A 24,443-nucleotide genomic window follows, 5' to 3' on the forward strand; every position below is an offset into this window, starting at 1 on the left:
TTTTAAACGTTGAGCTCTGTGACTACTGATTTGTAATTAATTGATAAAAAAAGAAATACTGATTAAGTCTGCGTTGTTGTTGTAGTAAAAGTGTTAAACATCGCCTTTTGTTCGTAATTACAGTGGTGTTTTTTTAATACGAGTATGAGAACATTGTACAAATGTCGTTCAACGTATTAGTGGACTTAATTATAATGACAAAAAAGCCTGTGCAGTTGCAGACAGACACCAGTAAAAGCGATGAGCAACGTGAAGCTTTTTATCGTGCCTGCATCGCCGAGTTTCAACAACTAGGCTATCAGGATCAATATTTAGCAGAAATAACCGATGAGCATATCCCATTAACGGGCATCGATTCGTTCAGACAAAAAGCAAAACCGGTCAAAGGCTGAGCAAAAGTTTGTTGTTTTTACCCGTAGTGGACAATCTATAACCATCTGTGCGATTTTCCTTGAAAAGTGTTTGACATATTTTCTGAAATCTTTATTATACGCCCCACAAGACGGAGAGGTGGCCGAGTGGCCGAAGGCGCTCCCCTGCTAAGGGAGTATAGGGTTTGTAGCTCTATCGAGGGTTCGAATCCCTCCTTCTCCACCATTTTTTAAATGGTTATCTTGTAAAGTAAAGAATGGGCGCATAGCTCAGCTGGATAGAGTACCTGGCTACGAACCAGGCGGTCGGAGGTTCGAATCCTCCTGCGCCCACCATCCTTTACTAACATCAAAATGTGGGCGCATAGCTCAGCTGGATAGAGTACCTGGCTACGAACCAGGCGGTCGGAGGTTCGAATCCTCCTGCGCCCACCACTTTTGAAAAGTCTTAGTGAGACTTAAACTAACTAGAATAGAATGTGGGCGCATAGCTCAGCTGGATAGAGTACCTGGCTACGAACCAGGCGGTCGGAGGTTCGAATCCTCCTGCGCCCACCACTTTCTATACATTCATACAGCAATGTAAGAAAGCATAAACCGACAAACTGTCGGTTTTTTTGTGTTTAAACGACACCGTCATTGCAAGACGTAAATAAGCAGAACTATTGCGGACGCGTAGCTCAGCTGGATAGAGTACCTGGCTACGAACCAGGCGGTCGGAGGTTCGAATCCTCCCGCGTCCGCCACTTTCACTCTGAAAGTGACATAAACCGACGAAAGTCGGTTTTTTTGTGCCCGAAATCCGCAGCCGCGGTATTACAGTATATTTATTCTTCTTAACAATATGCAGCTTCACCTTTTAATCAATATTGACCTATTATACCAATCCGCAAAAATACTTAATCATTTTGAGTGATCAAACCAGTCGCTACCTGCATTAAAAATTTCTGATTTAGAACAACTAAATAACTAAATTTTTGCCTTGTTATCAACGCGGTTTTATTGCCTCAAAATAGACCACTTAATTAAGCGGAATGGTATTATTTACATTTAGCATGTAAAGGGTACAATTTGCTAATACAATAATAATTAAATTAATTTCCTTTGCGTTTACTCCACTTTTTATATATCTGTTGCTTTGCTGTTTTTTCTGTTGCTGCGCAAAGTGAGTCAACGGCGGCTCGTTCAATACAATTAAGCTCACAGCAGATCCAAGCTCTCAATTTTGAGTTTCTTCCTAAAGACGACTGGCAATTTAGTACCTTTAGAGAGTCTGTGTTTAATTCATCGATGTTGGTGTTAGAGGTGGGTGATAAGCAGGCTCCTCCGCTATTATTAGTGCATGGATTGGGCGTATTGGGTATGCAAGACTGGTTTAGTATTATTCCTGAGCTTAGTAAAAACTACTATATAGTTGCTATTGATTTGCCAGGGTTTGCGCATTCACAAAGCCCTGATGGTCGATACTCACCACGCAATTATGCGAAAGTTTTGGCTGAGGTTGTCGATTATTACATGACAAAACCTCCCTCGGTTGTCGGCCATTCTATGGGGGGCGCTGTGAGTTTATATTTTGCTGGTAAGTATTCTGAAAAGCTCAATAAATTGGTGTTGGTCGATGCTGCAGGTATCCTACATAAAGTCGCCTTTATTAAGCCTATTTCTAATGTGCCTAAACCCAATAGTAAGCTACCCGCATTTATCTCAACGAAATTAGCACAGCTAAACGACTTTACAACAGGGCTTATCGAAGAAGGCGCGATTGACTCTTACCTTAGTGAGTTATTACAGCGCAGCGACGGAGCTTGGAAGCTAGTGATGGGGGATACGCCTAATATGAATGCTGCGCTAAGTTTAGTAGAAGAAAATTTTAGCTATATTGTCGCAAACCTCACAACCGAAACCCATATAATATGGGGGGAAAGCGATGCGATTGCTCCGCTGCGTACCGCAAAAGTATTAAATAGCCAGCTTGCAAACAGTGAATTAGCAGTTTTGCCCGGTGTCGGTCATGTTCCTATGAAACAAACGCCCTTGGCATTTTTGGCCTTGTTAGATAAAGCATTAACAGGTGCTATTCAGGATGTCACATCCGGAAAGGTTACTGATAAACAAATCGCGACCTTTCACTGTGAAGATCAACATAGTCGAGAATTTACGGGACATTATCGTCATATGATTATTGAAGATTGTCACAACGTGCTGCTTAAAGATGTGGTTGCTGAATCAATTCGTATTAAGGATTCATTGGTTAGGCTTGAAAATGTCACACTGGCGGGCGCTGAGCTTGCGTTAAATATTAAGCGCTCCGTGGTTGAGTTAACCAATGTATCAATCGATGCTGAACGAGCGATAAAACTTAACGAAAGCCGTTTTGATGGTGCTGGGGTCATGATTAACGCATCTAAGCATGCTATGAGCGTCGTTGATGATAGTAATATCATTTTTTCGTTAAGTACGATTAATAGCCCGCTTTATCAAGGTTTGGCACATGATGCCATCGAAGCAGAAAAAGGAATTGTCGATGCACGTTTTAAATCGAGTCGCACTCACTAAACTCGTAACTTGCTCTGTATTAAGTATCGCTTTATTAAGTGGATGTAAGTCAACAAAATCAGAGCATCAACAATATACTGAGCTGCAACGTAGTTTTAGTTATGAAGCCTACTCGGGTGTATCTGATACCAGTGTAGATACCATTGCTTATGGTTATAAGACTCTACAAAAAGAGCGATTAAAACAGGTTGGCGAAATTGAACCAACACTGACCCATGCTATGATGAGCTATATTCTTAGCATGGGATTAAGCAATGACTTTGCCATCGCCGAGAGCGATCTAGCGCTAGCAAAAGCCACTGATATACGGGGAAAGTATTTAGCTTATAGTGCTCAGTAACTGGCATTTTATAATAAAGGTTGGCGAAAAATGGCGAAGCAGAAAGCCGATTTCATTCGTACCGACCCACTTTTTAAAACGGTTAGTCAAAGTTACCCGAAAGAGCAGCTGATTTCATATCTGATCATAGGTAGTGTTGCTGTTCGTGATGGTGACTTGGCAACGGTGCAAAATATGTTTTATGTGATTGGTGAGCAAATTGAGAAGCCGTGGTTGCCCAGTTTAGCGAAGGCGATCACTGTGACACTAAACGGTTCCATGCTTGAATCACTGATTATGCTAAAAGATATCAGTACTGATCCGTCTTTAAATGCGTATGAACAAGAGAAAATTTCTGAACTAATAGGAATTGTTGGCAGTAAGTTAAGTGATAAGAACAAGCGCCAGCAAATAACTCGCATTACTGACGACTTTTTCCTCGACCGCATCAAAGATAACAGTGTATCGCTTTACCGTGACCTAATCACTAACTTGCAAAAGTACACAGAGCAGGTTCTCTAAAAGAGTAAACTGACGTTGAATCTAAGCGTACGTGGCTCTATGGGGTGGTAGTGATTATCTTCTACTCCCTCTGCGGGCTCAGTCGGTAAGCGTGATGCATAATAGTAATCGATATCATGATCACTGCTATCGAATAGATTAAGTAGCTCTAAGCCGACTTTCCAGTGAGTATGTTGGTAACTAACTAAACCGTTAACGACGGTCAAAGGCTCTGAACGTTGACTGCCATCATCATTGAGCATGCGTTTACCTATATGGCGAAGACGCAACGATGTTTGCCATTGCTCTGTTATGTGCCAGTTTACCCCAGCACTGGCAACTACTGGCACAGCCCCTTCAATGCGGTCGTTCTGGCTATCTATGTCTAGGCGTGAATGTGTAAACGATGCTTCAGCATCAAGGCTAAGTGTCTCGGCTAGCCAATAGTAAGCGCTTAGTTCTAATCCGTAACGTGTTGATGCATCACTGGCTTCAGTATTGCCTGCATCACCAACAAAGAGGAGTTCTGAGTCAAGTGAAAGCCACCACAGTGCCGCTGAAAAGTTAAAGTGCTTTTCATCAAAGTAGCGCATGCCCAACTCAGCACCATTACTTTTAACCAGCAAATCAACGGTATCCGTGGCTGCAAGGGTTACAGGGTCTTGTTGAATTGTTGCGCCGCGTGCATCGTTAGAATGAAACGATTGCCCCCAGTTGGCATAACCCGCTACGTTCTCGTTGAATAAATAAGTTAGGCTTGCTTTGAAACCGAGTAAATCGTCATTTGCATCGCCTGAATTTAAGTGATTATCGCTGTTAACGCTCGCATCAATATAGTCATAGCGTACGCCTACAGTGGCCTCTAATTGAGGGCTCATAGTAAGTTGGGTTTGCCAATAAGCAGCATAACTTGTTTCGTCAACACGGTCTTCACGTACGGTTGATAAGTAATTTCTCGACTGTGTGTTATACAGTCCTACGTTATCAATGTTATCGTTACGAAGTTCAACACCTACATCATGATTCAGTAAAATAGAGCCTAAAACATCCGAAAATTGATAACTGATTGCCCCGCCAGACACCGTACGATTATCACGTTGATTAAATTGGTCGCCATTAACAGGATCATTAAGAAAATACGAGAAATTAGAATACAAGTTCATTTTATAATCAATTACATAGGCATTAGCTGTGAGGTGTTCGTTTTGCCAATTAGCCGATAAGCTATAGCGACTAGAGCTGCCACCTAATGTGGTGTCCAAAGAGCCCAGCGATGAAATGATACCTTGATCAACGGCGCGTTGCGGAATTTGGTCAGCCGAATTCCACGTATTATCATATGCCATAGCACTGATGGATAGGTTACCGTGCTTAGACTCATTAACGAAACGAAGGAGGGCGTTCTTTTTATTTACACTTTCTTTAATGTCTTGCCATGGCCCGTCGTAACCTTGCCATTCTGTGGCGCCAATAAGTTTGCTATTACCAAGTGGAATGCTGCCTAAAGCAACCGCGCGTAAATAGTTATCCTCACCAATAGTGAAATCTAACTGTTGATGCTTTGGGTTATCTGTCAGGTGAAAGTAGGCGCTGCCCGCAGTTGAAAAGTCACCTTGCTTGGCATCGTAACTGCCTTTTTGATAACTGACTGTGGCAATCGTTTCGGGAATAATAAAGTTCAAGTCTGTATAGCCTTGCCCATGTCCATGGCTGCGCATATTGATTGGCATACCATCAATATTGGTTGAAAAGTCTGTACCATGGTCAAGGTTAAAACCACGAATAAAGTATTGATTTGCTTTACCTGAACCACTGTGTTGAGTAACGGCCATACCGGGGATTAACTCAAGTAGCTCTGTGCTTCTGAGCATGGGTCTATTTTCAATCTCACCTTGGCCAATAATGCCACTTGAGGCGCTGATTGATTCACCGATTAAGCCAGTGCGGTGGCCATATACGGTAATTTTTTCAATATTAGCAAATGCGCCACCAGAACAGCTTAGACAGCCCGCAATAAAGCATAACTTTTTCATTTTATAAATCCCTTTTCTATTTGGTATTAAAAGTATATACGCGTAAGTCATTTTTTTGGATGCAGAATAGATGAATCGTAATAAAGCTGAGTTAATTTGCTTCATGGGAAATTTGTGTTAAATTTAATAAAATATTCCAAAAATAAAAATAAGTGGGAATTTTATTTTATGCACACCATGCGTTTACGCTCTCTCAATTTTACGCTTTGTAGTAGCCTTTTGCTGTTAGTTGGCTGTCACGCGAATAACCCCGTGGACACAATGACTGACGAGCAGTTTTTTGCCGAAGTGATGATGGCACCTGCAATCATGCCACGTGATTTAAATAATACCGGTTGTTTAAGTCTCGCTAATAATGGAACTGGAAAAGGCTATAAAAGTGCTGACCAAGTGGCTTATCAGCAACCTGATTGGCAGTCTCGAATTGCCGCGGATTGGCAATATTTTTCTCCGTCTCAACAGCAAGGAAAATTGCTTGTTATTGATTATCAGGTAAGAGGTGGGGCACTTGCTTACCGTTACTTAAGTGATGGCACGCACAATGAGCTTTATGAGCCGTGGAGCTCATCAAAGATTCAAGCCTTCACAGGTGCTGTCGCTACCGTGAGAAAAGAGCAGCCTAAATTAGGTGCGCACGCACTGGCTGGTGATACTCTCTTGGCTGATTTAATTAGTAGCGTAAATAGCTATGAGCCATTTGGAAAAGCGGATGGCAATTCAAATGCAATCGCGAGTTATTTTATTAATGTTGCTGGGCGCAATACATTACAAAGCTTCTTTTATAATGACTGGTTAAAGCTCAAAACCCCTGGTTTATTATTTAATGGTGCCTATGGCGGTGAGCAGTTTATGCCATCTGATGAATATTGGCATGACCCTGCACACCCAGAACATGATGCAAAGATCAGCCATTACAAAGCAAATCGTGATGATCCTGGTTATTTAAGTTACCGTTGTGATAACTGCGGTTTAACGGGTAATAAGGCAATGACTACCTTGGCACAAGCTGAATGGTTAAAACGCCTTGTTAGTCACGACCGTGAACCCAGTACCCGTATGCCGTATTTGCAAAGTAGCGATATTGATGTACTCCTTAATGGCACGGGTCATAGTGACCAACAGTTTGAAGTAGGTGGTATGATGATTGGCATCAGTCATCTTGTGACTAATGCACTTGCAAAAGCGATTGCACCCAATGATACACGCTCGGCAAAAGAAGTACTTGATACCGCGACAAATGGGCAGTGGCGAGTGTGGCAAAAAATCGGCTGGGGCCCAAGTGAAACTCGCTCTGCGACCGAAACGGTTATGCTCGCACATGTATGCTTGGGGCAAATTAATGGCGGTCGCGAGTTTACCTTGAGTATTCAGCAAGCAACCCCTGGTGCAGAGGAAGCCCACTTGCCAAAAGTCGGCAAGCTAATGCAGCAAAATTTGCAGGCAGCTTTTACAAAACTATTAGATTCACGCGCTCAATAAGTATTAAGGAACACACATGCGTCGTTCAATTATCGCTTTATCAATTAGCCTAGGTGTTGCCTTTAGCTCACCTATGCATGCCGAAGGGTGGCAGTCAGATGTGATAGCCGTCACTCAGTCACAGTTGTCACCTAGTTATTGGTTGCAGCAAGGCGCATCAGCAAAAATGCTCATGACAAATGCGCAAATTCAGGCGTTTAACGATAAGTTAATCAAAGAAAATAAGTACATTGTTGATCCACTGTCATTTCAAAAATCACTGTCTAAAGCCGAACTCACTAGCTTAATTAATCAAGCCAGCTCAGTGCCAAAAAGCCCGCGTTTTTTTACTGACGGACGTCAATTAACAGCGAAAGATTTTGCTAAATATCAGGCAAATTTAAATATTAATAAGGTCGCGAGTACTAACTTAGTTCGCTTTGGTGTGGTGGTGAAACGTACGTCATTACGGACCTTTCCAACGTGGGATCGGGTGCTCAACAGTGGCTTAGATCACGACCTAGATCGCTTTCAAGAAAGTGGCATGTTTCCGGGAGAGACTGTCGCTGTCTTGCATCAAAGCGCGGATAAAAAGTGGCTTTTAGTGCGTGCTTATAACTATTTAGCGTGGACGCCCGCTGAGGATATTGCTTTTGCCGATGCTGATAAAATTAAAGCGTACCGTGACCAAGAAAACTTTTTAGTCATCACTGGCGCTAAAGTGCACACTGCTTATGTGCCTAATGATGATGCACGCTCAGAAGTTCAGCTTGATATGGGGGTGCGTTTACCCCTTGTTGATAACGAGCAAGTTCCTTACTTACTGAATGGGCAAAATACCTATGCCAGCCATATTGTGCAATTACCAACGCGCGATGAAAATGGCCAATTAGCCATAAAGCCAGCAATGATCAGTAAAACCGCAGATGTAAATATCGGTTACCTCGCCTACACCGAACAAAACCTGATTAAGCAAGGCTTTAAGTTTTTAGGTGAGCGGTATGGGTGGGGGCACGATTACAATGGCCGAGATTGCACTGGTTTTGTGGGGGAAATTTATAAAAGTTTTGGTTTACTCATGCCACGTAACTCCGGTCAGCAAGGGAGCAGTGAGTACGGTAAAAATAGCCGCTTTGATAAAAATGCCAATGAAGCGTCTAAATTATCCGTTGTTAAGAATATGGCAATTGGTGATTTAATTTATATTCCAGGTCATGTGATGATGTATTTAGGTGAACACCAAGGTGAGCCGTACGTAATTCACGACGTGAAAGGGCTTGGCTACAACAAAGGCGATGGTAGTTTTTACAGCAGTGCTCTAAATGGGGTATCGGTTACTCCATTATTGCCGTTAAGACTCTCGCAAGAAACAAGCTATTTAGACCGTGTGTACAACATTAAACGTATTCGCTAGAGGCCTGTATGAAAATTAAAGCAATTCGTTTTGCAAAGCTCAAAGTGCCATTAGTGACCCCATTCAAAACGGCGTTGAGAGAAGTTAGTTTTATAGAAGATTTAGTGGTGATCATCGAGACTCACTGCGGCCAGATTGGTTATGGTTCAGCAGCATCAACCCCAGTTATTACAGGGGATACTCACCAAGGCATGATAAGCGTTATTAAGCAGTTTATTGCGCCGAAATTATTGGGCCTCGAAATAGAAAATATTAATCAGCTCACCCATATTATACAAACGACAGTAGTCGGTAATAGTAGCGCAAAAGCGGCGCTAGAAATTGCTGTTTATGATTTATGGGGCAAGCTTTATAAAGCGCCATTGTATAAATTACTCGGTGGCGGGCAATCAAAGCTTAAAACAGATATCACTATCAGTGTTGATAATATCGATAAGATGCTCAGCGACTGCCAGCTCGCAGTTGATCAAGGTTTCGATGTATTAAAAGTTAAAATCGGCAATAACCTGAATCAAGACATTGAGCGTGTTAAAGCAATTTATGCGGGCTTTGCAAGCAAAGCACTCTTGCGTCTTGATGTTAATCAAGGCTGGAGTGCTAAGCAAACAGTGCAGGCCTTACAGCAACTAGAACACGCCGGAGTCGTGCTTGAGCTTGTAGAGCAGCCTGTTAAAAGTAACGACATCCAAGGACTAAAATACATTACTGATCGTGTTAATACACCGATTATGGCCGACGAGAGTGCTTTTTCTCCTCAGCAGGTTATTCAGCTTTTAGAGCTTGGCGCCGTTGATATTATTAATATTAAGCTGATGAAAACCGGTGGGTTGAGCCGTGCGATTGAAATAGCCAATATCACTGCGCAGTATCAAGCGCAGTGTATGATTGGTTGTATGCTTGAGGGCAGTATTGCTGTGGCGGGTGCTGCACATTTAGCATCCGCAAAAGCCCAACAAATTAGTAAAATTGATTTAGATGGTCCAGCCCTTGGCCAGTATGATCCGGTGCAAGGTGGGGTTGAATTTAATGGCCCACAGATCACGCTTTCGGATGCCCCAGGTCTTGGTATTGAATTAATCAACGGTCTTGAACTGATAACAAATGGAGTGTGGCCAGAATGAAAAAAATCTTTAGTTTTGTTGCAGCAATGAGTTTAACCGCCTGTGCAAGCTCGCAGCAGTACACGCCTGTGATTGATAATACACATCAACAATTAGTTGTGGTTGTAGCCAATGACAGTGACGCAATTGATGCGACGCTTTATCGCTTTGAAAAAAAAGGGCGACAATGGCAACAACAAGGTGATCAACACGCTGTTGTGCTTGGGCGTACTGGGCTTGCTTGGGGTGTTGGCTTACATCCAGCGCAAGCTGGTTTGCAAAAACAAGAGGGGGATGGCAAAGCGCCAGCGGGTATCTTTGAACTAGGTACTGCATTTGGTTACTTAGACACATTACAAACGAATCTTAGCTATCAAGCTATGACTGCTAACGATTACTGCATTGATGTAAAAGGGTCTCCTTTTTACAACCAACTCGTTGATAAGTCAGAAGTGGGAGACGCTGCGGTAAAAAACTCATCTGAATGGATGCGCCGTGATATTTACAGCCAAGACGACTTATATAAAAAGGGGATCGTGGTAAAGCACAATCCTTACAATGTCGATGGGGCGGGCAGTTGTATTTTTATGCATTTATGGCGTGCGCCCAGTAAACCAACAGCAGGATGTACAGCGATGACCGAAACCGATATGGATACCTTATTAGCTTGGCTTGATGAGCGTAAAAAACCATTATTGGTGAGTTTAACTAAGCAGCAATATCAGCAAAAACAAAGTCAGTGGCAATTGCCGGTACTGGAAAATTAAAAATAATAAAATAAAAGTATTTTATTTTTGTCGTAATGGTGGAATAATATATTCCATTAAGGTTTGAGTTAGGATAATAAATGAGTGCAAATTACGCATTACTCGATTGGTTAGTATTCGCAAGTTATGGCGCAATTTTATTGCTCAGTGGCTGGTGGTTTAATCGCAAACGTGCCAACTCAAGCCAAGATTTTTTCTTGGGTGGAAATAGCATGCCGACCTGGATGGTGGCTATTTCTGTTTTGGCGACGTCGCAATCTGCGGCAACCTTTATTGGTGGCCCTGATCAAGGTTATCAAGGTGATTTTTCTTATATCGCAACAAATATAGGGGCGTTTATTGCGGCATTTGTGGTGTCGGCATTTTTAATTCCTAAGTTTTACCAACAAAAAGTGTACACAGTGTATGAGCTGTTAGAAAAGCGTATAGGCCCAAAAGCTAAACGCCGTAGCGGTTTAATGTATTTATTTGGTCGTGTGTTTGCCAGTGGTGCGCGTCTTTATATGGCAGCCATCGCGGTGGCTATGATTTTATATGGCAATATACATGCCGACAGTGTGGTGATAGCGACCTTAGTACTGGCGCTGGCGGGGTTACTTTATACCTTTTTAGGCGGGATCCGCAGCGTTATCTATTCTGATGTTTTACAGAGTGTTGTTTATGTTAGTGCAGCGATCGCGGTTATTTGGTGTTTGCTGAATATTATTCCTGCCGATTTCTCGACCATTATAGCCACCTTAAATGAACCCGCTCCTGGTGCTGACTCGAAACTTGCTTTGTTTAAGTTTGATTTAGACTTTACGCCATCAGGGGTATTCAATATGGCCTCTGTATTAACCGGGTTTGTATTGTTAAATATTGCAGCATTTGGCCTTGATCAAGACATGACACAGCGTTTATTAACCTGTAAGAGTCCAAAAGAAGGCAGTAAGGCATTATTGCTATCGGTGCTGATGGTAATACCGGTTATGGCTATTTTTATCTTCATTGGCATGCTGCTTTATATTGTTTATCAGCAACCAACACTTATGAATAATCAGGCTGGAGAGGCGGTTGTACAAGAGTTTAATGGCGAAAAAATTACTATTTTTATGTATTACGTATTAAATGAAGTACCTGCAGGAATTAAAGGCTTGGTTAGTGTGGGCATAATCGCTGCGGCGATATCAACATTAAATTCGGGGCTGAGCTCAATGTCATCAGTGATAGTGCAAGATTTATATCGCCCGTATCTAGAAAAAGCCAATAAACACGTGAGTGACCACCACTTTGTTAAAGCTGGTAGAGTGGGGATGGCAGTAGTTAGTTTAGCGTTGGCGTTGATGGCAATACTTTGCTATTTCTGGCAGCAATACAGTGATATGCCGTTATTAAAGTTTGCCTTAAGCGTTATGGTGTTTTCGTACAGCGGTTTATTGGGTGTTTATTTCACAACGTTATTTACAAAACGCGGCAGTGAAGGTTCTGTGCTCGCTGCATTAATTGTTGGTTTTGTTGTTACGCTATTAATGCAACCCTATATGATTGATTGGTTATTGCCTGAGTCGATGCGCTTTTATTTAGGTTTTACTTGGCAGTTATGTATTGGCACCTTGTTATCAACATTAGTGTGTTGTGTTGGCAAACCCAAAGCAAGTAATGAGGCATTTGCATAAATGACAGTGCGTTATGTTCTAGCCATTGATGGTGGCGGTACTAAAGTTTTAGCTGAACTGACAGAGCAATCCTCACAATTGACGTTTCGCTCACAAGGCGGGCCCGCGTCTATTTCGAATGATCTTGATTTAGCAGTTGAGAATATTGTGAAGGTTGTTCGAGACGTTTGCGAACAAAGTGGTGCAAAGGCCAGTGATATCGTTGCTGTAATGGGCCTCGCCGGAGGTGCATCAACCACATTAGCTGAGCAAGTTAAAGTAATGCTCAAGCTAATTTACGAGATTGAGTTTGCAAGTCTTCGCATAGAGAGTGATGCCATTACATCGCTTTATGGTGCAAATTTGGGGGAACCTTGTGTTGTTGTTGCCCTTGGTACAGGTGCTGTCGGTGCGCGTTTACAATCAAACAACCAAGCTAAATTAGTCGGTGGTTGGGGTTTTACTGTGGATGACTTTGGTGGCGGCGCGCGTATTGGTCTAATGGCTGTACAGTATTTATTAAACGATATAGATTGTTACGATTTACCAAAAAGCCGATTAACGATTCGCTTGAGTGAGCAGCTAGGATGCACTCGTCAAGCAATTAGTCATTGGCTTAAACAAGCCAAACCCGCGGATTATGCACGTTTTAGTCCGCTTGTGTTTAGCTTACAAAACGAATGTAAAGTAGCCAATAAGGTATTAACTGAGCACACGACGTCAGTGGTTGAGTTAATTAATAAAAGTCGCGGTACATCGCCGTTACCCGTAATTTTAATTGGGGGGCTTGCTAAGGTGAGCCAAGACTTATTGCCACTTACATTGCAAAACGAATTATCTCCTTGTAAAGGGGATTCATTAACTGGTGCCGCTATACTAGCGGTAAAGCATTACCATGACATTATTGAAAAAGGACAACGTAATGAGCCCTGAGCACGTCTTTAAGCATCAAAGTGAGTTACTTGAAGAATTAAACGGTATTGTCTCTGAAGGACAAAACCCTGACACTTTGGATATCGATCTGCTCAGCACCACTGAGATCCTCACAAAAATCAATAATGAAGATCACAAGGTTGCAGCAGCCGTTAAGCTGGTTATCCCGCAAATAAGCTTAGCAGTAGATCATATTGTTGAAGCATTTCAACAAGGTGGCAGACTTATTTATATAGGCGCAGGCACTAGCGGCCGTTTAGGTATTCTTGATGCTGTTGAGTGTGCCCCGACCTACAGTGTGAGCGAACAGCAGGTTTTAGGCATTATTGCTGGCGGTGACACCGCGTTTAAAAAAGCTGTTGAGGGTGCCGAAGATAGCACCACACTTGGTGTGGAAGATTTAAAAAATGCGAACCTTACAGGAAAAGATATCGTTGTGGGTATCGCTGCCAGTGGACGTACTCCATACGTGTGTGCTGCAATTGAGTATGCTAAGTCGTTAGGGTGTGTCACGGTGGGCATTACGTGTAACCCTGATTCAGCGGTGATGCGTTTACCGCAAATTGGTATTTGCCCTGTGGTAGGGGCAGAAGCTGTTACAGGCTCAACACGAATGAAGTCGGGTACGGCACAAAAGCTTGTACTTAATATGTTAAGCACTGCCAGTATGATCCGCACCGGTAAAGTGTATAAAAACCTGATGGTTGATGTAAATGCAAGTAACGAAAAGCTCCATGCACGTGCTATTCGTATAGTGATGCAGGCAACTAGTTGCTCACAGCAGCAAGCTGTCGATGCTTTAAAGCAAGCCGAGCAAAGTGCCAAATTAGCTATTTTGATTGTATTAACGGGTAAGCCTGCAGATGAGGCAAAACAGCTGCTTTGCCAAACGAATGGGTTTTTACGTAAAGCGGTGGAGGAATAATGCGTTTTTTAGCCATTTTAATTGTGAGCTGTTTAGCATTACTTGGTTGTAAGGAAACGCCAGTTAATGTGCCAGAAAAAGCACAACCATTACAAGTGGGGGCTGTTAACTATCAAGCCTATGTGCCAGAACTTAAAGGCAAGCGCGTTGGTTTAGTTGTCAATCAAACGTCAGAAATTAATGGTCAACATTTAGTCGACTTTTTACTCGAGAAAGGGGTTGTGGTGCGTAAAATATTTGCCCCGGAACATGGTTTTCGAGGCGATCATGATGCGGGTGCCCATGTAAAAAGTACTGTAGATGCCAAAACGGGCATCGATGTTGTTTCTATATACGGCAGCAATAAAAAACCGAACCCAGAAGCACTGGCTGATCTGGATGTTATTATTTTTGATATCCAAGATGTCGGTGTGCGCTTTTATACATACATCAGTTCAATGCATTATATGATGGAAGCGGCTGCTGAAAATGGTAAAGCATTTATTGTTCTTGATAGACCCAATCCGAACATTGCTTATGTCGATGGGCCAATTTTAGATCCCAAATTCCGTTCGTTCGTGGGTATGCATGAAATTCCCGTTTTACATGGTATGACGGTTGCTGAGCTTGCACAGATGATTAAAGGCGAAGGGTGGATAAATAACGCAGCTGAACTTCAGCTATCAGTGGTACCGGTGGCGAATTATAAGCGCACCATGACTTACGACTTGCCAGTAAAACCAAGCCCTAATTTGCCAAATGCTCAATCTATTCAGCTTTATCCATCATTATGTTTCTTTGAAGCGACACCCATAACCATTGGTCGTGGAACTGATTTTCCGTTCCAAGTCGTCGGCTATTCACCTGTAAAACTAGGAGAGTTTAGTTTTACGCCACGTGCGATTAAAGGGGCATCAATGAACCCTAAATTCAAAGACGTTGAGGTTTTTGGTCAAGATTTACGTGATTCAAACATGCATGGCTTAGATTTAAGTTTATTTATTGCTGCTTATCAACAACTAACCGATTCACAGCAGTTATTTTTTGAACGTGCTGAGTTTATGGATAAGTTAGCGGGCACAGATAAGCTTCGTTTAGCGATTGAGGCGGGACAAACCGAGCAACAAATAAAACAGAGTTGGCAAACTGAGCTTGCAGCATTTAAACGTAAGCGACAGCCCTATTTACTGTATCAATAACAAAACATTTCAAAAAGAGGCACTTGCCTCTTTTTTATTATCACTTTTTGACGGCTGTGGTAAATTTAGGCCCTGAATAATTAAAAGGATGTATTATGAAGGTCTATTTTTGTGCGGCAGTATTTGCCTTACTCTCTGGCTGCTCACAGGCCCCTAGCAAGGCTGCACGTATACTTGACTTAAGCGCCGATAAAAGCGCTGCAGATCAGCTATGGGCGTTAAAACGCGTAACTAAACCTAGCTATCCTAAAGTGGCACAGATGACCAAAAAAGCGGGCTGTGCACGCTTCATTATTACGATTGATCAACACGGGAATAGCAAAGATATTACCTTTCTAGAAAGTTTCCCCGCAGGCATGTTTATTAGTGAATCGCGTGAAGCACTTAGTGACTGGCACTGGCAAGCAACATCAAAAAACAGCCAGCAACACGCTATTAAACGTACGGTACAGATTGATTATTTTATGAAGCAGGCCATTAATTTAGATGAAGCAAAAACGTTTTGTACAATTTAGATTAAAAGGGATGAAAAAGGGCCGCATATGCGGCCCCCAACAGGATTGATTGGTTTAGAACTTGAAGTTAACTGAAAGCTGTAAACTACGTGGATTATAGTAACTGCGTGATTCACCATAGTTTTCATCAAGTACATACGGGTTTTTGTTGTAACCAGTTTGACGGTTAAAGACATTAAATAAGTCAGCACGGAATTGTAGTTCCATGTCACCTGAGAACGTAAAGTCTTGCGTGTAGTTCAAGTCAAGTTGCCAGTGGCTTGCTGTTCTTCGAGAACCAGCAGGTTCTGCATAACGACTAACATGGCTTGTCGGATAACCATACATAGTTCCATCCCAGTTTTCCCAAGCTTGACCAGACTGGAATACAAAGTACGCACCAATGTTTGCTTCCCACGGCACAGTGTAGTAACCATAGACTTTAACCTTATGCGGCTTATCTCCTGAAAGTGTGCCGTAACGGTTATCCCATGAGTAACGGCCGCGGCCATCACCATAGTATGATGAGCCAATAAAGTTATTTGCATCGTTACTTGTCGTGGTATTGTCTTGGTCGAAATTACCGTAGTAATGGCTCCACACATAAGAGGCATTGATATAGCTGTTTTCACCTAGGTATTCAGCTTCGATACTGGCTTCCCAGTATTTCGTTTCGCCGCCATCAACCTCAGCGATTACATACGATGAGCCACCGATTTCATCGATAATATCGGCAAGGTTTTCAACATAAAGGCCTTTATCTGCGATATGTTGTGGCACACCTTCGGCATCAACGCCTGAGTAATCAGTTAAGCGTGCATTGTTAGGCATATCTTCCCAAAAATGCATACCTTTACGGTGACGTACGTGAGCACGTAATACTAAATCAGAGCCCACATATTTCGTTGTGCCAAGCGTGAATTCATTGATACGACGAGGTTTCATGCCTTCTTGGAATGCTTTACCTGATGAACCACGTCGAGGTGATGCAGAAAGAATGTTGCCAGACTCATCTAGAAGTAGCTCAATTTCTGAGCGCGTATTACGGTCCCACGAGGCTGCACGAGCGAGTGAACTTGCTTCAGGATTATAAATTGCGAAATTTGCAAAGACTGAGTCTTCATCTGAGTACGTCCAAGTTGCACCTAAACGAGGTTGCAGCATATCACTCCAGTCTGTTTTATACATTTCGTACTTCTGTCCTGGAGCCAACTCATAACCTGAAACGGTGCCTGACTTCGCTTTTAAACCTTGCCCGTACCACGTATCTTGGCTTACGAGTAAACCGATATTATAAGTCCAGTCACCATGTTCTATGGTATCGTTTATTTCAAAATTGATACTACGCATTTCTGAGTTTATGCCAGAAACAGTTGTACCATCTTCAGTTGCCAGACTCATTTGCTGCACATGTGCACGATATATAGCATCTGCAGGGTCAAAGCCTGCCGTATCTGCATCAGCATCAACTAAACCGCCAAGGTAAGAGATGCGCCCCCAGCCATTTGATAAACGGGTAAGTTGTTCTTCACTTTCTTCCCATTTGGCACCAAAGTGGAGTGTATGGTACGTGTCACCCCAATCAAATTCATGTTCTAAGTTGAGTTCAAATGAATCACGATAGAAGTTTATATTGTCATATTGTGAATAAGCGCCAACACCACCGCTGCCTTTCATTACACCATCTTCAAGATAGCCATAAGTATTAATTAATGCGGTAGCTCCGGCATTATAAATAGCGATTTGCTCTTCTGTGAAACCTTCTTTAGAGACATATTCTCTTGGTTTTGGCACCGAAAAATAGCCCATCTGAGTAAGGTTGTTAACATCAAGCTGACTATTTAACGAAGGTACGACACTCAACTCAGTATCTGGTTTCGAACCTGTTTCTAATTCAAACTTACTGTATTGGAATGACAGGGTGGTTGCAGAGCCTAAAATCCAAGAGCCATCTAACGTAAAGATATCTTGGTCGGCTTTGCTACCAACAGATACACTGTCAGTTTCGTAAGCGCCTATTGAATCGCCTTTTACCTCTTTATCAGAGGTACGTTGTGAAATATTAATTAAAATATCGTCGGTCGGTGCCCATGTAAGCTTACCGAAGTATTCGTCACGGATACTTTCATAGTCTTTTACTTCGCCATAAGCTGTATTCTTGTTAGCCTTCGTTTCTTCAGGGCGATAATACGAGGTATAAAAGTACAGTGTATCTTCAATCAGCGGTCCACCTAGGCTTGCAGTTAACCAGCTTTTATCCATCTCATAACTTTCTTCGCCTATAGGGGTCGCAACAAAACTCTTCGGTTGTGCTTTGTATTCAACGTTACCGTGAAATTCATCAGTACCAGATTTTGATACTGTATTGATTGAGAAGCCACCTGAACGGTTAAAGCCTACCGCTTTAGCACCACCGCGGTCCATGGTGACATACGCCACGTCATGGGTCGAAGGCTCTGACGCTAAATTACCAAACATTGGCATAGAAACATTTACGCCATCAAAACCGTATGAGTTATCAACCCCTGAACCACCTGCTGACGGACCTAAAACTGTGTTCGCCGAAAGCTCCACACCTGGTACAAGTTTTAATAGGTCTCGGTAGTCTTGACCCACTGGCACGTTGTTGATTGCCTCTTCGCCTAGTGAGTTGGTCAGAGCTGACTTACCCTGACGGTATAATTTACTACCAGTAATGGTGATGACCTCAACATTTTCATTTGCGCCGCCGAAGGTAACGTTAAGGCTCGATGTTTGCTCAAGCAAAACATCGACGGTCATCGTTTGAGTGACCCCGTTTTTATCGGTGAAAGTGAGTTCATAAGTCCCCGGTTTTAGTTGGGGTAAGTCGTAGCTTCCGTCTTCACGAGTCACAACAGTGCGTGGTTTCGGCATTACGTTACTTTTTGCCGTTACCGTGATCCCCGCCAGAGACTGCTGTGCCTCTGGTGTTGATACTTTACCCTTGATTCCACCGGTTAAATTAGCAAAGGCTGGTGCGCTGGCTAAAGCCGCGGCCATTACAACACCTGTTAGAGCTGTTTTCTTTGCGCGAAGTGCATTATGTGTCGCTTTAGCTATGGAGCTTATTACGAGTGAGGATGCATGTTGTTTCATTGTTTCCCGTCCTTATATTTATATGCTTTGTTGGACTGCTTACCCAATTGAGACTTATGAACTTTAAAATTATGTTGCCTATACATTAAACAGCTGTTAGAAGAATCGGTCAAGAATATTTTTTTGTTACTCATGTTTGTTTGTGGAATAAAATATATTACCTTTATTGGGTAAGTGTTTGTGTTCATTTGCTTTTAAGAGCATACGGAATGTGAGGGGCTTTTTTGTAAGAAATTATGATCGCTTTATTTTTTATTAGCTTATACAAATCAATACATAACAAGATAGGTGAGGTGCAAATTTAGTTGCTAAATAAAGGCATAAAAAAAGCAGCTTTCGCTGCTTTTTTAGGTTTATAGTCAGTATTTAAAAATTAGTTATTCTTAAATTCGCCTACAACTTCATTAGAATGTTCTAGTAATTTCCTGCCTTGTCGACTCGATTGAGTCAGTGCAATGAACAGAATATCAATGACAAAATCTTGTGCAGTTCGGGCTAAAATTGATGACAGCCTTACTGATTCACCTTCAGCAACAGAGTAGAGTTTTACATCTGCTGAGTCTGCGACGGGGCTACTACCAAACTTAGTGACTGAAATCACTGCGCTGTCGTTTTTCTTAGCTTGTTTAACGACCTCAGCAATTTCACGGGTCATCCCCGATTCACTAATCGCAATAACCAAGTCACCTTTTGAAAATGTAGCAACGTAGGCAAGTTGGGCGTGGCCGTCTGGTTCAGCGATAGCTGGCATTCCTAGTTTTTGTAATTTATAAGAGAAATCTTTGGCAACCAGCGCCGAGCCACCTAAACCGCAAATAAGAATACGTTTAGCTGATTTTAATAATTCAACCGCTTTTTCGATTGCAGGCGCTTCGTTAAGGTTTTTGGTTTCAGTTAAAACGGCCAGTTTACTGCTAAGTAATTTTTCGGCAATTTGTTCAAGAGAGTCGTTTAAGGTAATTTTACCGTGTAACTTGGGCTCGCTGCTTTCATCGTTTAGTGCATCGATAACGGCTAGCTTAAAAGCAGGAAACCCTTTGTAACCTAATTTTTGTGAAAACTTAACCACGCTTGATTGGCTAACACCAACCACTTTTGCTAATTCAACAGAGGATAAATTACGAATCGCATTGGCCGAGTTTAATGTGAAATCTGCTAGTTTTGCTTCGCTGCTCGACAAAGACTGGCGTAAGGCTTTAATTTTTACAAAAGTAGACATTCGGGCTCACTTTGTTAGTTAACTTATTCTTTGTGTAATACAAACCTTTCAATCGAGAATATTAAGCGCCAAGACGCAAAATTAAGTACAAACGACGAATTATTTTTGTTTTACTCGAATTAACTTTGGAATATTTTTCTTAATTTAGATGGAATAATATAGTTTTATTCCATAATAGATACAACATTATTTGTTGAGATAGCACCATTTTTAGTGAGGTAGCGATAATGTATGCTTTTTATTCTTAGATCTTAAAATAAAATATTTTACATGTTAAGTGGGTGTTGCTACTGTATTGCAGTGAATCGTCAATGCTTAAAACTTCAGGTATGAAACTGTTATGAGTTTTCCCTCTTTAAAAACATTACTTAAACAGCTGTGTTATCTCAGTGGCGCTGCGCTTTTAGTCAGTTGTGCCAGTAATCAATATACGTTTACCCAGTCAGCTAACTACAGTCATCGCGTTAAGTTTTTAGTGATGCACTACACCGCGATTGATTACGAAAAGTCGATGCGAGCTTTAGTGGATGAAGGGGGCTTAAGCTCACATTACTTATTACCGGAGTCGGGCGATTCAAGTTATCCGCACGATAAATTAGAAATTATTCAACTTGTTGATGAGAACGATCGCGCGTGGCATGCTGGACGAAGTTACTGGCAAGGACGTGAAGATTTAAACGATCACTCCATTGGCATTGAAATAGTGAATGTGCCTACATGTCATATTCCTGAGCATAGTTCGCCTGCAATGCAAAATGATGCAAGCAAGCTGTGTATTTATCCTGATTATGATGCCAAGCAAATTGAATTATTAATTACGTTAAGCAAAGATATTCTTAAACGCAATCCAGATATTGGGCCAACTCAAATTGTAGGGCATTCAGACATTGCGCCAAGTCGTAAAAATGATCCTGGTCCGCGTTTTCCTTGGTATCAATTATATAAAGCGGGTATTGGCGCGTGGTACGACAGCGACACGGTCGATAAGTATTGGCAGTTATTTAGTGCATCGAAACCTTCGACAGAGTTAATGCAAAAAGCCATGCGCAGCTACGGTTACGAGGTGATTGCAACAGGGCAACTTGATTCACAAACATTAGATGCGTTGAGCGCCTTTCAAATGCACTTTTTACCTTGGCATGTTAGCGGTAATAACGATGCCAGAAGTGCAGCTGTGCTGTTTGCTTTATTAGAAAAGTATTTTCCTAAAAAGAGCGAGAGACTGTTTAAAGAGTATCAGCAACAGCAACTGGCAACGGAGCCTGAGACAACGGTGCTTGCGAATGCACAAGTTGTCGTACGTATTCCATCGCTCGACCCTAGTAGCCGTGAGTTAGTAAATAACCGAGGCACGTTTCAAGCGTATAAGGGACGTGGTGAAATAATCATTGAAAATCACGATGCCCGCAGTGCTGATATTTATATTAATGGTGAAAAAATTAATATCGCATCACCATTAACAGCTGAAAAAGTATATCAATACAGCTTAGCGAAACGCACTCATAACGGTATTAACACCTTTAAAGTTGACAATGTTCAACCCGAGGGGGCGAGCTTAACATTGCGGTTTCCTTACCCAACGTTGATTAAAAACACACATAAAGACCGTTTTAAGGCTGTTGATGAGCTGATAAATCAAGAAGTCGCCGCAGGATTTCCTGGCGCTGTGCTTGGCGTTATTAAAGAGGGTGAGTTAATTAAATTAAGCCACTATGGCGCTGCTAAAAAGTACCATGCAGATGGCACATTACTCGCATCGCCTGAAGCGATGAAAAACGATACCTTATTCGACATTGCCTCGAATTCAAAAATGTTTGCTACTAACTTTGCGTTAATGAAACTTGCAAGCGAAGGTAAGTTAGATGTAGAAAAACCATTATTTTATTACCTGCCAGAATTTAGAGGCAGCGGTCGAGAGCAGCGTTTAGTAAAGGATTTGCTCACGCATAGCGCAGGTTACCCTGCAGTGGTTGATTTTCACCGTAAAGATAATAAATTTGGCGAACGGTTTTTCTCGCAAAACAGTTTACGTACCAAAAATTTACTGCTTACAGGAGTGCCTTTTGTGGCGGGGCGTAATGTAAAGCACCTCTATTCAGATATTGATTACATGTTGCTAGGCGTATTGATTGAGCGCATTAGCGGTATGCCTCTCGACAGCTATGTTGAAAGCCAACTCTATCAGCCGCTAGGGTTAACACACACAGTGTACAACCCTTTGCAAAAGGGATTTTTAGCGTCGCAGATTGCTGCAACTGAAATAAATGGTAACACCCGTGGCGGGCGTATTGAGTTTGACAATATTCGTACCGATGTATTGCAAGGTGAAGTACATGACGAAAAAGCCTTTTATGCTTTAGGGGGCGTAGCAGGGCATGCAGGCCTCTTTAGTACGGCTGGCGATATAATGGTATTGATGCAGGTGCTGCTTAACGGCGGTGGCTACGACAATAAACAGTTATTTACCCCACAAGTACTCGCGCAATTTACTCAGCCTCAAGCCAGCGACGAAACCTATGGCTTAGGCTGGCGAAGAGCAGGGCACCAAGCACGCACATGGCATTTTGGCCCGTATGCCAGCCCAAGAGCCTATGGTCATACTGGCTGGACCGGCACCGTTACTGTGATTGACCCCGAGTATGACCTTGCCATCGTGTTACTTACCAATGCCCGTCACACACCTATTGAGGGCAACGATAAAAATTATGAATTTGTCGGAAAGCGTTTTGAAACAGGTAAGTATGGTTCAATTATCTCACTGATTTATGAGAGTATATTAAATCACTAGTCGATTTAAGTTGAGTTTAGCGGCAAAGCCATTAAGCTTAGCGAGTTTTTGCATAATAAAAATAAAATATTGGTCTTAATTTAAAAGGGTTTTTATGTCTTGGTATTCAATTTTACCACCCTTGATTGCTATCTTAATTGTGTTTTGGCGCAAAGAAGTGATCATGGCTTTATTGGTCGCCGTTGCGTCGTCTGAGTTTTTGCTAGCCCTCAATGGTGAAGGCAATAGCGTGTTTTACACTTTTATCAATACCATTGAACGGGTAATCGAAGTCGCGAGCTCAGCGGGTAACAGCCGTATTCTTATTTTTAGTATTTTGATTGGTGCACTGCTTGCCTATATTCGTGAATCTGGCGGTGTGGCAGCAACCGTAAACCTATTAATGAACAAAGGTGTTGCTAAAAGTAAGCGCCAAGTGGGTTATTTAACCATGTTCTCGGGCATTGCGGTGTTTATTGAATCGAACTTGAGCGTATTAACTTCGGGTATTTTATCGCGAGGTTTATTTGATAAATTTAAAATGAGCCGGGCGCGTCTTGCCTATATTATTGATAGTACTAGTGCACCCGTGTGTATTTTAATTTTACTTAACGGCTGGGGTGCGTATGTGCTTGGCCTACTTGGTAACTACGAGATGGAAGAGTCTGCTGTTTCGGTACTGTGGGGCAGTATTGGTTATAATTTTTATGCGATTATCACCTTGCTCATCGTGTTTTATACCATTACTTTCGACAAAGTACATGGGCCATTAAAACAAGCCGAAGAGAACTTTGAGCAGCAAGAAACCGAATTAGCAGAAGAAGTTAAAGGCTCAAAAGCGCGTTACATGCTTATTCCACTTATTACCTTAATTGGCAGCATGGTTGGCTTTATGTTCTGGACTGGCGATGGCGATATTGCTAGTGGCAGTGGCTCAAAATCAGTGTTGTATGCAACCATTTTAGCCTGTGTAGTCGCTTACTTTTTAATGATTAGCTCTCGTGATTTTACTCACCATAAGCTTGTTGATATTGGCTTTAAAGGCATGGGTGAATTATTACCGCTGGTTGCAATTGTCTTGTTATCACTCACACTTGGTGCGAGCTTAAAAGACTTAGGCACCGGTGTGTTTGTAGCGGGGCTTGTGGGTGATTTCTTACCTATTTACCTTGTTGTGCCAGTGCTATTTTTAACCGGAGCGGTTATTTCATTCACTACGGGCACCTCGTGGGGCACATTTGCCATTCTTATTCCAATTGGTGTGCCGCTTATTCAAGCGCTAGGTTTACCGCCTTCACTGGTTATTGCTGCCATTCTAGGTGGCGGTGTGTTTGGCGATCACTGCTCGCCAATTTCAGATACCAGTGCGGTATCGGCGATTGCCTCTGGGTGTGACTTATTAACCCACGTTAAAACTCAAATGCCTTACGCCTTATTCGGCGGCGCATTAACCTTTATCGCTTACTTGGTAACCAGTATTTTGGTTTTGTAACTTTAAGCCTTAAGCAAACAATAAAAAACCACAGAGAAATCTGTGGTTTTTTATTGTCCGTACCTCGTATTTCTAGGCTCGCTTCTCAAATCTCGATAGCCAGCACGTTCAAATCTGATATCTGACGACTGAAAACTAGCTTCTTCGAGGTGACAGCTTAAGGCT

Annotated in this window: 18 protein-coding genes and 5 tRNA genes; 20 read left to right on the forward strand and 3 right to left on the reverse strand. The window is 42.2% G+C overall.

What is annotated here, in order from left to right:
* The first annotated feature begins 194 nt into the window (after positions 1 to 194).
* From IT970_RS03930 to IT970_RS03970, 9 genes are all read left to right on the forward strand, one after another.
* The gene (locus tag IT970_RS03930) at positions 195 to 392 is read left to right on the forward strand and encodes a hypothetical protein (protein ID WP_118844781.1); all 198 of its coding nucleotides are present in this window, start codon (positions 195 to 197) and stop codon (positions 390 to 392) included.
* A gap of 112 nt (positions 393 to 504) precedes the next feature.
* Positions 505 to 597 (forward strand) — tRNA-Ser (locus IT970_RS03935).
* Between the two features lie 33 nt (positions 598 to 630).
* Positions 631 to 707, forward strand: a tRNA-Arg gene (locus IT970_RS03940).
* A 22-nt stretch (positions 708 to 729) separates the two neighbouring features.
* Positions 730 to 806: transfer RNA gene (locus tag IT970_RS03945), tRNA-Arg, on the forward strand.
* Between the two features lie 46 nt (positions 807 to 852).
* Positions 853 to 929, forward strand: a tRNA-Arg gene (locus tag IT970_RS03950).
* Between the two features lie 111 nt (positions 930 to 1,040).
* Positions 1,041 to 1,117: transfer RNA gene (locus IT970_RS03955), tRNA-Arg, on the forward strand.
* A gap of 358 nt (positions 1,118 to 1,475) precedes the next feature.
* Positions 1,476 to 2,927, forward strand: a complete 1,452-nt coding sequence (locus IT970_RS03960; protein ID WP_196857622.1) for an alpha/beta fold hydrolase — start codon at positions 1,476 to 1,478, stop codon at positions 2,925 to 2,927.
* Entirely contained in the window at positions 2,896 to 3,267 is a 372-nt protein-coding gene (locus tag IT970_RS03965) for a hypothetical protein (protein WP_118844061.1), read from the forward strand. Before IT970_RS03960 ends, IT970_RS03965 begins: the two co-directional genes overlap by 32 nt.
* A gap of 30 nt (positions 3,268 to 3,297) precedes the next feature.
* Positions 3,298 to 3,768: a hypothetical protein gene (locus IT970_RS03970; protein WP_118844062.1), complete on the forward strand. Its 471-nt coding sequence runs from the start codon at positions 3,298 to 3,300 to the stop codon at positions 3,766 to 3,768.
* On the opposite strand, the gene IT970_RS03975 is transcribed toward IT970_RS03970, so the two are convergent.
* Positions 3,765 to 5,780: a TonB-dependent receptor gene (locus IT970_RS03975; protein WP_118844063.1), complete on the reverse strand. Its 2,016-nt coding sequence runs from the start codon at positions 5,778 to 5,780 to the stop codon at positions 3,765 to 3,767. The genes IT970_RS03970 and IT970_RS03975 overlap by 4 nt on opposite strands.
* 252 nt (positions 5,781 to 6,032) lie before the next feature.
* On the opposite strand from IT970_RS03975, the gene IT970_RS03980 reads away from it, so the two are divergent.
* The 9 genes from IT970_RS03980 (at position 6,033) to IT970_RS04020 (ending at position 15,704) form a co-directional block, all read left to right on the forward strand.
* Positions 6,033 to 7,259 carry a hypothetical protein gene (locus tag IT970_RS03980; RefSeq protein WP_196857623.1) on the forward strand — a complete coding sequence of 409 codons (1,227 nt, stop codon included), beginning with the start codon at positions 6,033 to 6,035 and terminating at the stop codon, positions 7,257 to 7,259.
* A 16-nt stretch (positions 7,260 to 7,275) separates the two neighbouring features.
* The gene (locus IT970_RS03985) at positions 7,276 to 8,652 is read left to right on the forward strand and encodes an SH3 domain-containing protein (protein ID WP_065978431.1); all 1,377 of its coding nucleotides are present in this window, start codon (positions 7,276 to 7,278) and stop codon (positions 8,650 to 8,652) included.
* 8 nt (positions 8,653 to 8,660) lie between these two features.
* Complete coding sequence (locus IT970_RS03990; RefSeq protein WP_196857624.1) at positions 8,661 to 9,773, forward strand: mandelate racemase/muconate lactonizing enzyme family protein; 1,113 nt, start codon at positions 8,661 to 8,663, stop codon at positions 9,771 to 9,773.
* Positions 9,770 to 10,519: a L,D-transpeptidase family protein gene (locus IT970_RS03995; protein WP_065978429.1), complete on the forward strand. Its 750-nt coding sequence runs from the start codon at positions 9,770 to 9,772 to the stop codon at positions 10,517 to 10,519. Before IT970_RS03990 ends, IT970_RS03995 begins: the two co-directional genes overlap by 4 nt.
* Before the next feature lie 80 nt (positions 10,520 to 10,599).
* On the forward strand, positions 10,600 to 12,174 hold the full coding sequence (locus IT970_RS04000) for a sodium:solute symporter (RefSeq protein WP_065978428.1): 1,575 nt from the start codon (positions 10,600 to 10,602) through the stop codon (positions 12,172 to 12,174).
* A complete protein-coding gene (locus tag IT970_RS04005) occupies positions 12,175 to 13,086 on the forward strand; it encodes a BadF/BadG/BcrA/BcrD ATPase family protein (RefSeq protein WP_051501818.1) in 912 nt (303 codons plus the stop codon).
* Positions 13,076 to 14,011, forward strand: coding sequence for an N-acetylmuramic acid 6-phosphate etherase (murQ, locus tag IT970_RS04010; protein ID WP_075593827.1), 936 nt, complete (start codon positions 13,076 to 13,078; stop codon positions 14,009 to 14,011). Before IT970_RS04005 ends, murQ begins: the two co-directional genes overlap by 11 nt.
* Positions 14,011 to 15,189, forward strand: a complete 1,179-nt coding sequence (locus IT970_RS04015; RefSeq protein ID WP_118844067.1) for an exo-beta-N-acetylmuramidase NamZ family protein — start codon at positions 14,011 to 14,013, stop codon at positions 15,187 to 15,189. Before murQ ends, IT970_RS04015 begins: the two co-directional genes overlap by 1 nt.
* Before the next feature lie 95 nt (positions 15,190 to 15,284).
* The gene (locus IT970_RS04020; RefSeq protein WP_118844068.1) at positions 15,285 to 15,704 is read left to right on the forward strand and encodes an energy transducer TonB; all 420 of its coding nucleotides are present in this window, start codon (positions 15,285 to 15,287) and stop codon (positions 15,702 to 15,704) included.
* 54 nt (positions 15,705 to 15,758) lie between these two features.
* On the opposite strand, the gene IT970_RS04025 is transcribed toward IT970_RS04020, so the two are convergent.
* Positions 15,759 to 18,800 (reverse strand): TonB-dependent receptor, encoded by a 3,042-nt coding sequence (locus IT970_RS04025; protein WP_036970539.1) that lies wholly within the window; start codon positions 18,798 to 18,800, stop codon positions 15,759 to 15,761.
* Positions 18,801 to 19,173: 373 nt separating this feature from the next.
* Complete coding sequence (locus IT970_RS04030; protein ID WP_036970537.1) at positions 19,174 to 20,019, reverse strand: MurR/RpiR family transcriptional regulator; 846 nt, start codon at positions 20,017 to 20,019, stop codon at positions 19,174 to 19,176.
* A gap of 340 nt (positions 20,020 to 20,359) precedes the next feature.
* On the opposite strand from IT970_RS04030, the gene pbp4b reads away from it, so the two are divergent.
* Both pbp4b and IT970_RS04040 read left to right on the forward strand, forming a co-directional pair.
* Positions 20,360 to 22,807: a penicillin binding protein PBP4B gene (gene pbp4b, locus IT970_RS04035; RefSeq protein WP_196857625.1), complete on the forward strand. Its 2,448-nt coding sequence runs from the start codon at positions 20,360 to 20,362 to the stop codon at positions 22,805 to 22,807.
* A 94-nt stretch (positions 22,808 to 22,901) separates the two neighbouring features.
* Positions 22,902 to 24,278 carry a Na+/H+ antiporter NhaC family protein gene (locus IT970_RS04040; RefSeq protein WP_036970533.1) on the forward strand — a complete coding sequence of 459 codons (1,377 nt, stop codon included), beginning with the start codon at positions 22,902 to 22,904 and terminating at the stop codon, positions 24,276 to 24,278.
* Positions 24,279 to 24,443: the final 165 nt, after the last annotated feature.

The sequence above is a fragment of the Pseudoalteromonas sp. A41-2 genome, assembly GCF_015767615.1.
GTDB classification, from domain to species: domain Bacteria; phylum Pseudomonadota; class Gammaproteobacteria; order Enterobacterales; family Alteromonadaceae; genus Pseudoalteromonas; species Pseudoalteromonas lipolytica.

Coding starts and splice junctions, on each gene's coding strand:
- IT970_RS03930 (WP_118844781.1), top strand. CDS start 195: ATGACAAAAAAGCCTGTGCAGTTGCAGACAGACACCAGTAAAAGCGAT.
- IT970_RS03965 (WP_118844061.1), top strand. CDS start 2,896: ATGCACGTTTTAAATCGAGTCGCACTCACTAAACTCGTAACTTGCTCT.
- IT970_RS03970 (WP_118844062.1), top strand. CDS start 3,298: ATGGCGAAGCAGAAAGCCGATTTCATTCGTACCGACCCACTTTTTAAA.
- IT970_RS03975 (WP_118844063.1), bottom strand. CDS start 5,780: ATGAAAAAGTTATGCTTTATTGCGGGCTGTCTAAGCTGTTCTGGTGGC.
- IT970_RS03985 (WP_065978431.1), top strand. CDS start 7,276: ATGCGTCGTTCAATTATCGCTTTATCAATTAGCCTAGGTGTTGCCTTT.
- IT970_RS03990 (WP_196857624.1), top strand. CDS start 8,661: ATGAAAATTAAAGCAATTCGTTTTGCAAAGCTCAAAGTGCCATTAGTG.
- IT970_RS03995 (WP_065978429.1), top strand. CDS start 9,770: ATGAAAAAAATCTTTAGTTTTGTTGCAGCAATGAGTTTAACCGCCTGT.
- IT970_RS04000 (WP_065978428.1), top strand. CDS start 10,600: ATGAGTGCAAATTACGCATTACTCGATTGGTTAGTATTCGCAAGTTAT.
- IT970_RS04005 (WP_051501818.1), top strand. CDS start 12,175: ATGACAGTGCGTTATGTTCTAGCCATTGATGGTGGCGGTACTAAAGTT.
- murQ (WP_075593827.1), top strand. CDS start 13,076: ATGAGCCCTGAGCACGTCTTTAAGCATCAAAGTGAGTTACTTGAAGAA.
- IT970_RS04015 (WP_118844067.1), top strand. CDS start 14,011: ATGCGTTTTTTAGCCATTTTAATTGTGAGCTGTTTAGCATTACTTGGT.
- IT970_RS04020 (WP_118844068.1), top strand. CDS start 15,285: ATGAAGGTCTATTTTTGTGCGGCAGTATTTGCCTTACTCTCTGGCTGC.
- IT970_RS04025 (WP_036970539.1), bottom strand. CDS start 18,800: ATGAAACAACATGCATCCTCACTCGTAATAAGCTCCATAGCTAAAGCG.
- IT970_RS04030 (WP_036970537.1), bottom strand. CDS start 20,019: ATGTCTACTTTTGTAAAAATTAAAGCCTTACGCCAGTCTTTGTCGAGC.
- pbp4b (WP_196857625.1), top strand. CDS start 20,360: ATGAGTTTTCCCTCTTTAAAAACATTACTTAAACAGCTGTGTTATCTC.
- IT970_RS04040 (WP_036970533.1), top strand. CDS start 22,902: ATGTCTTGGTATTCAATTTTACCACCCTTGATTGCTATCTTAATTGTG.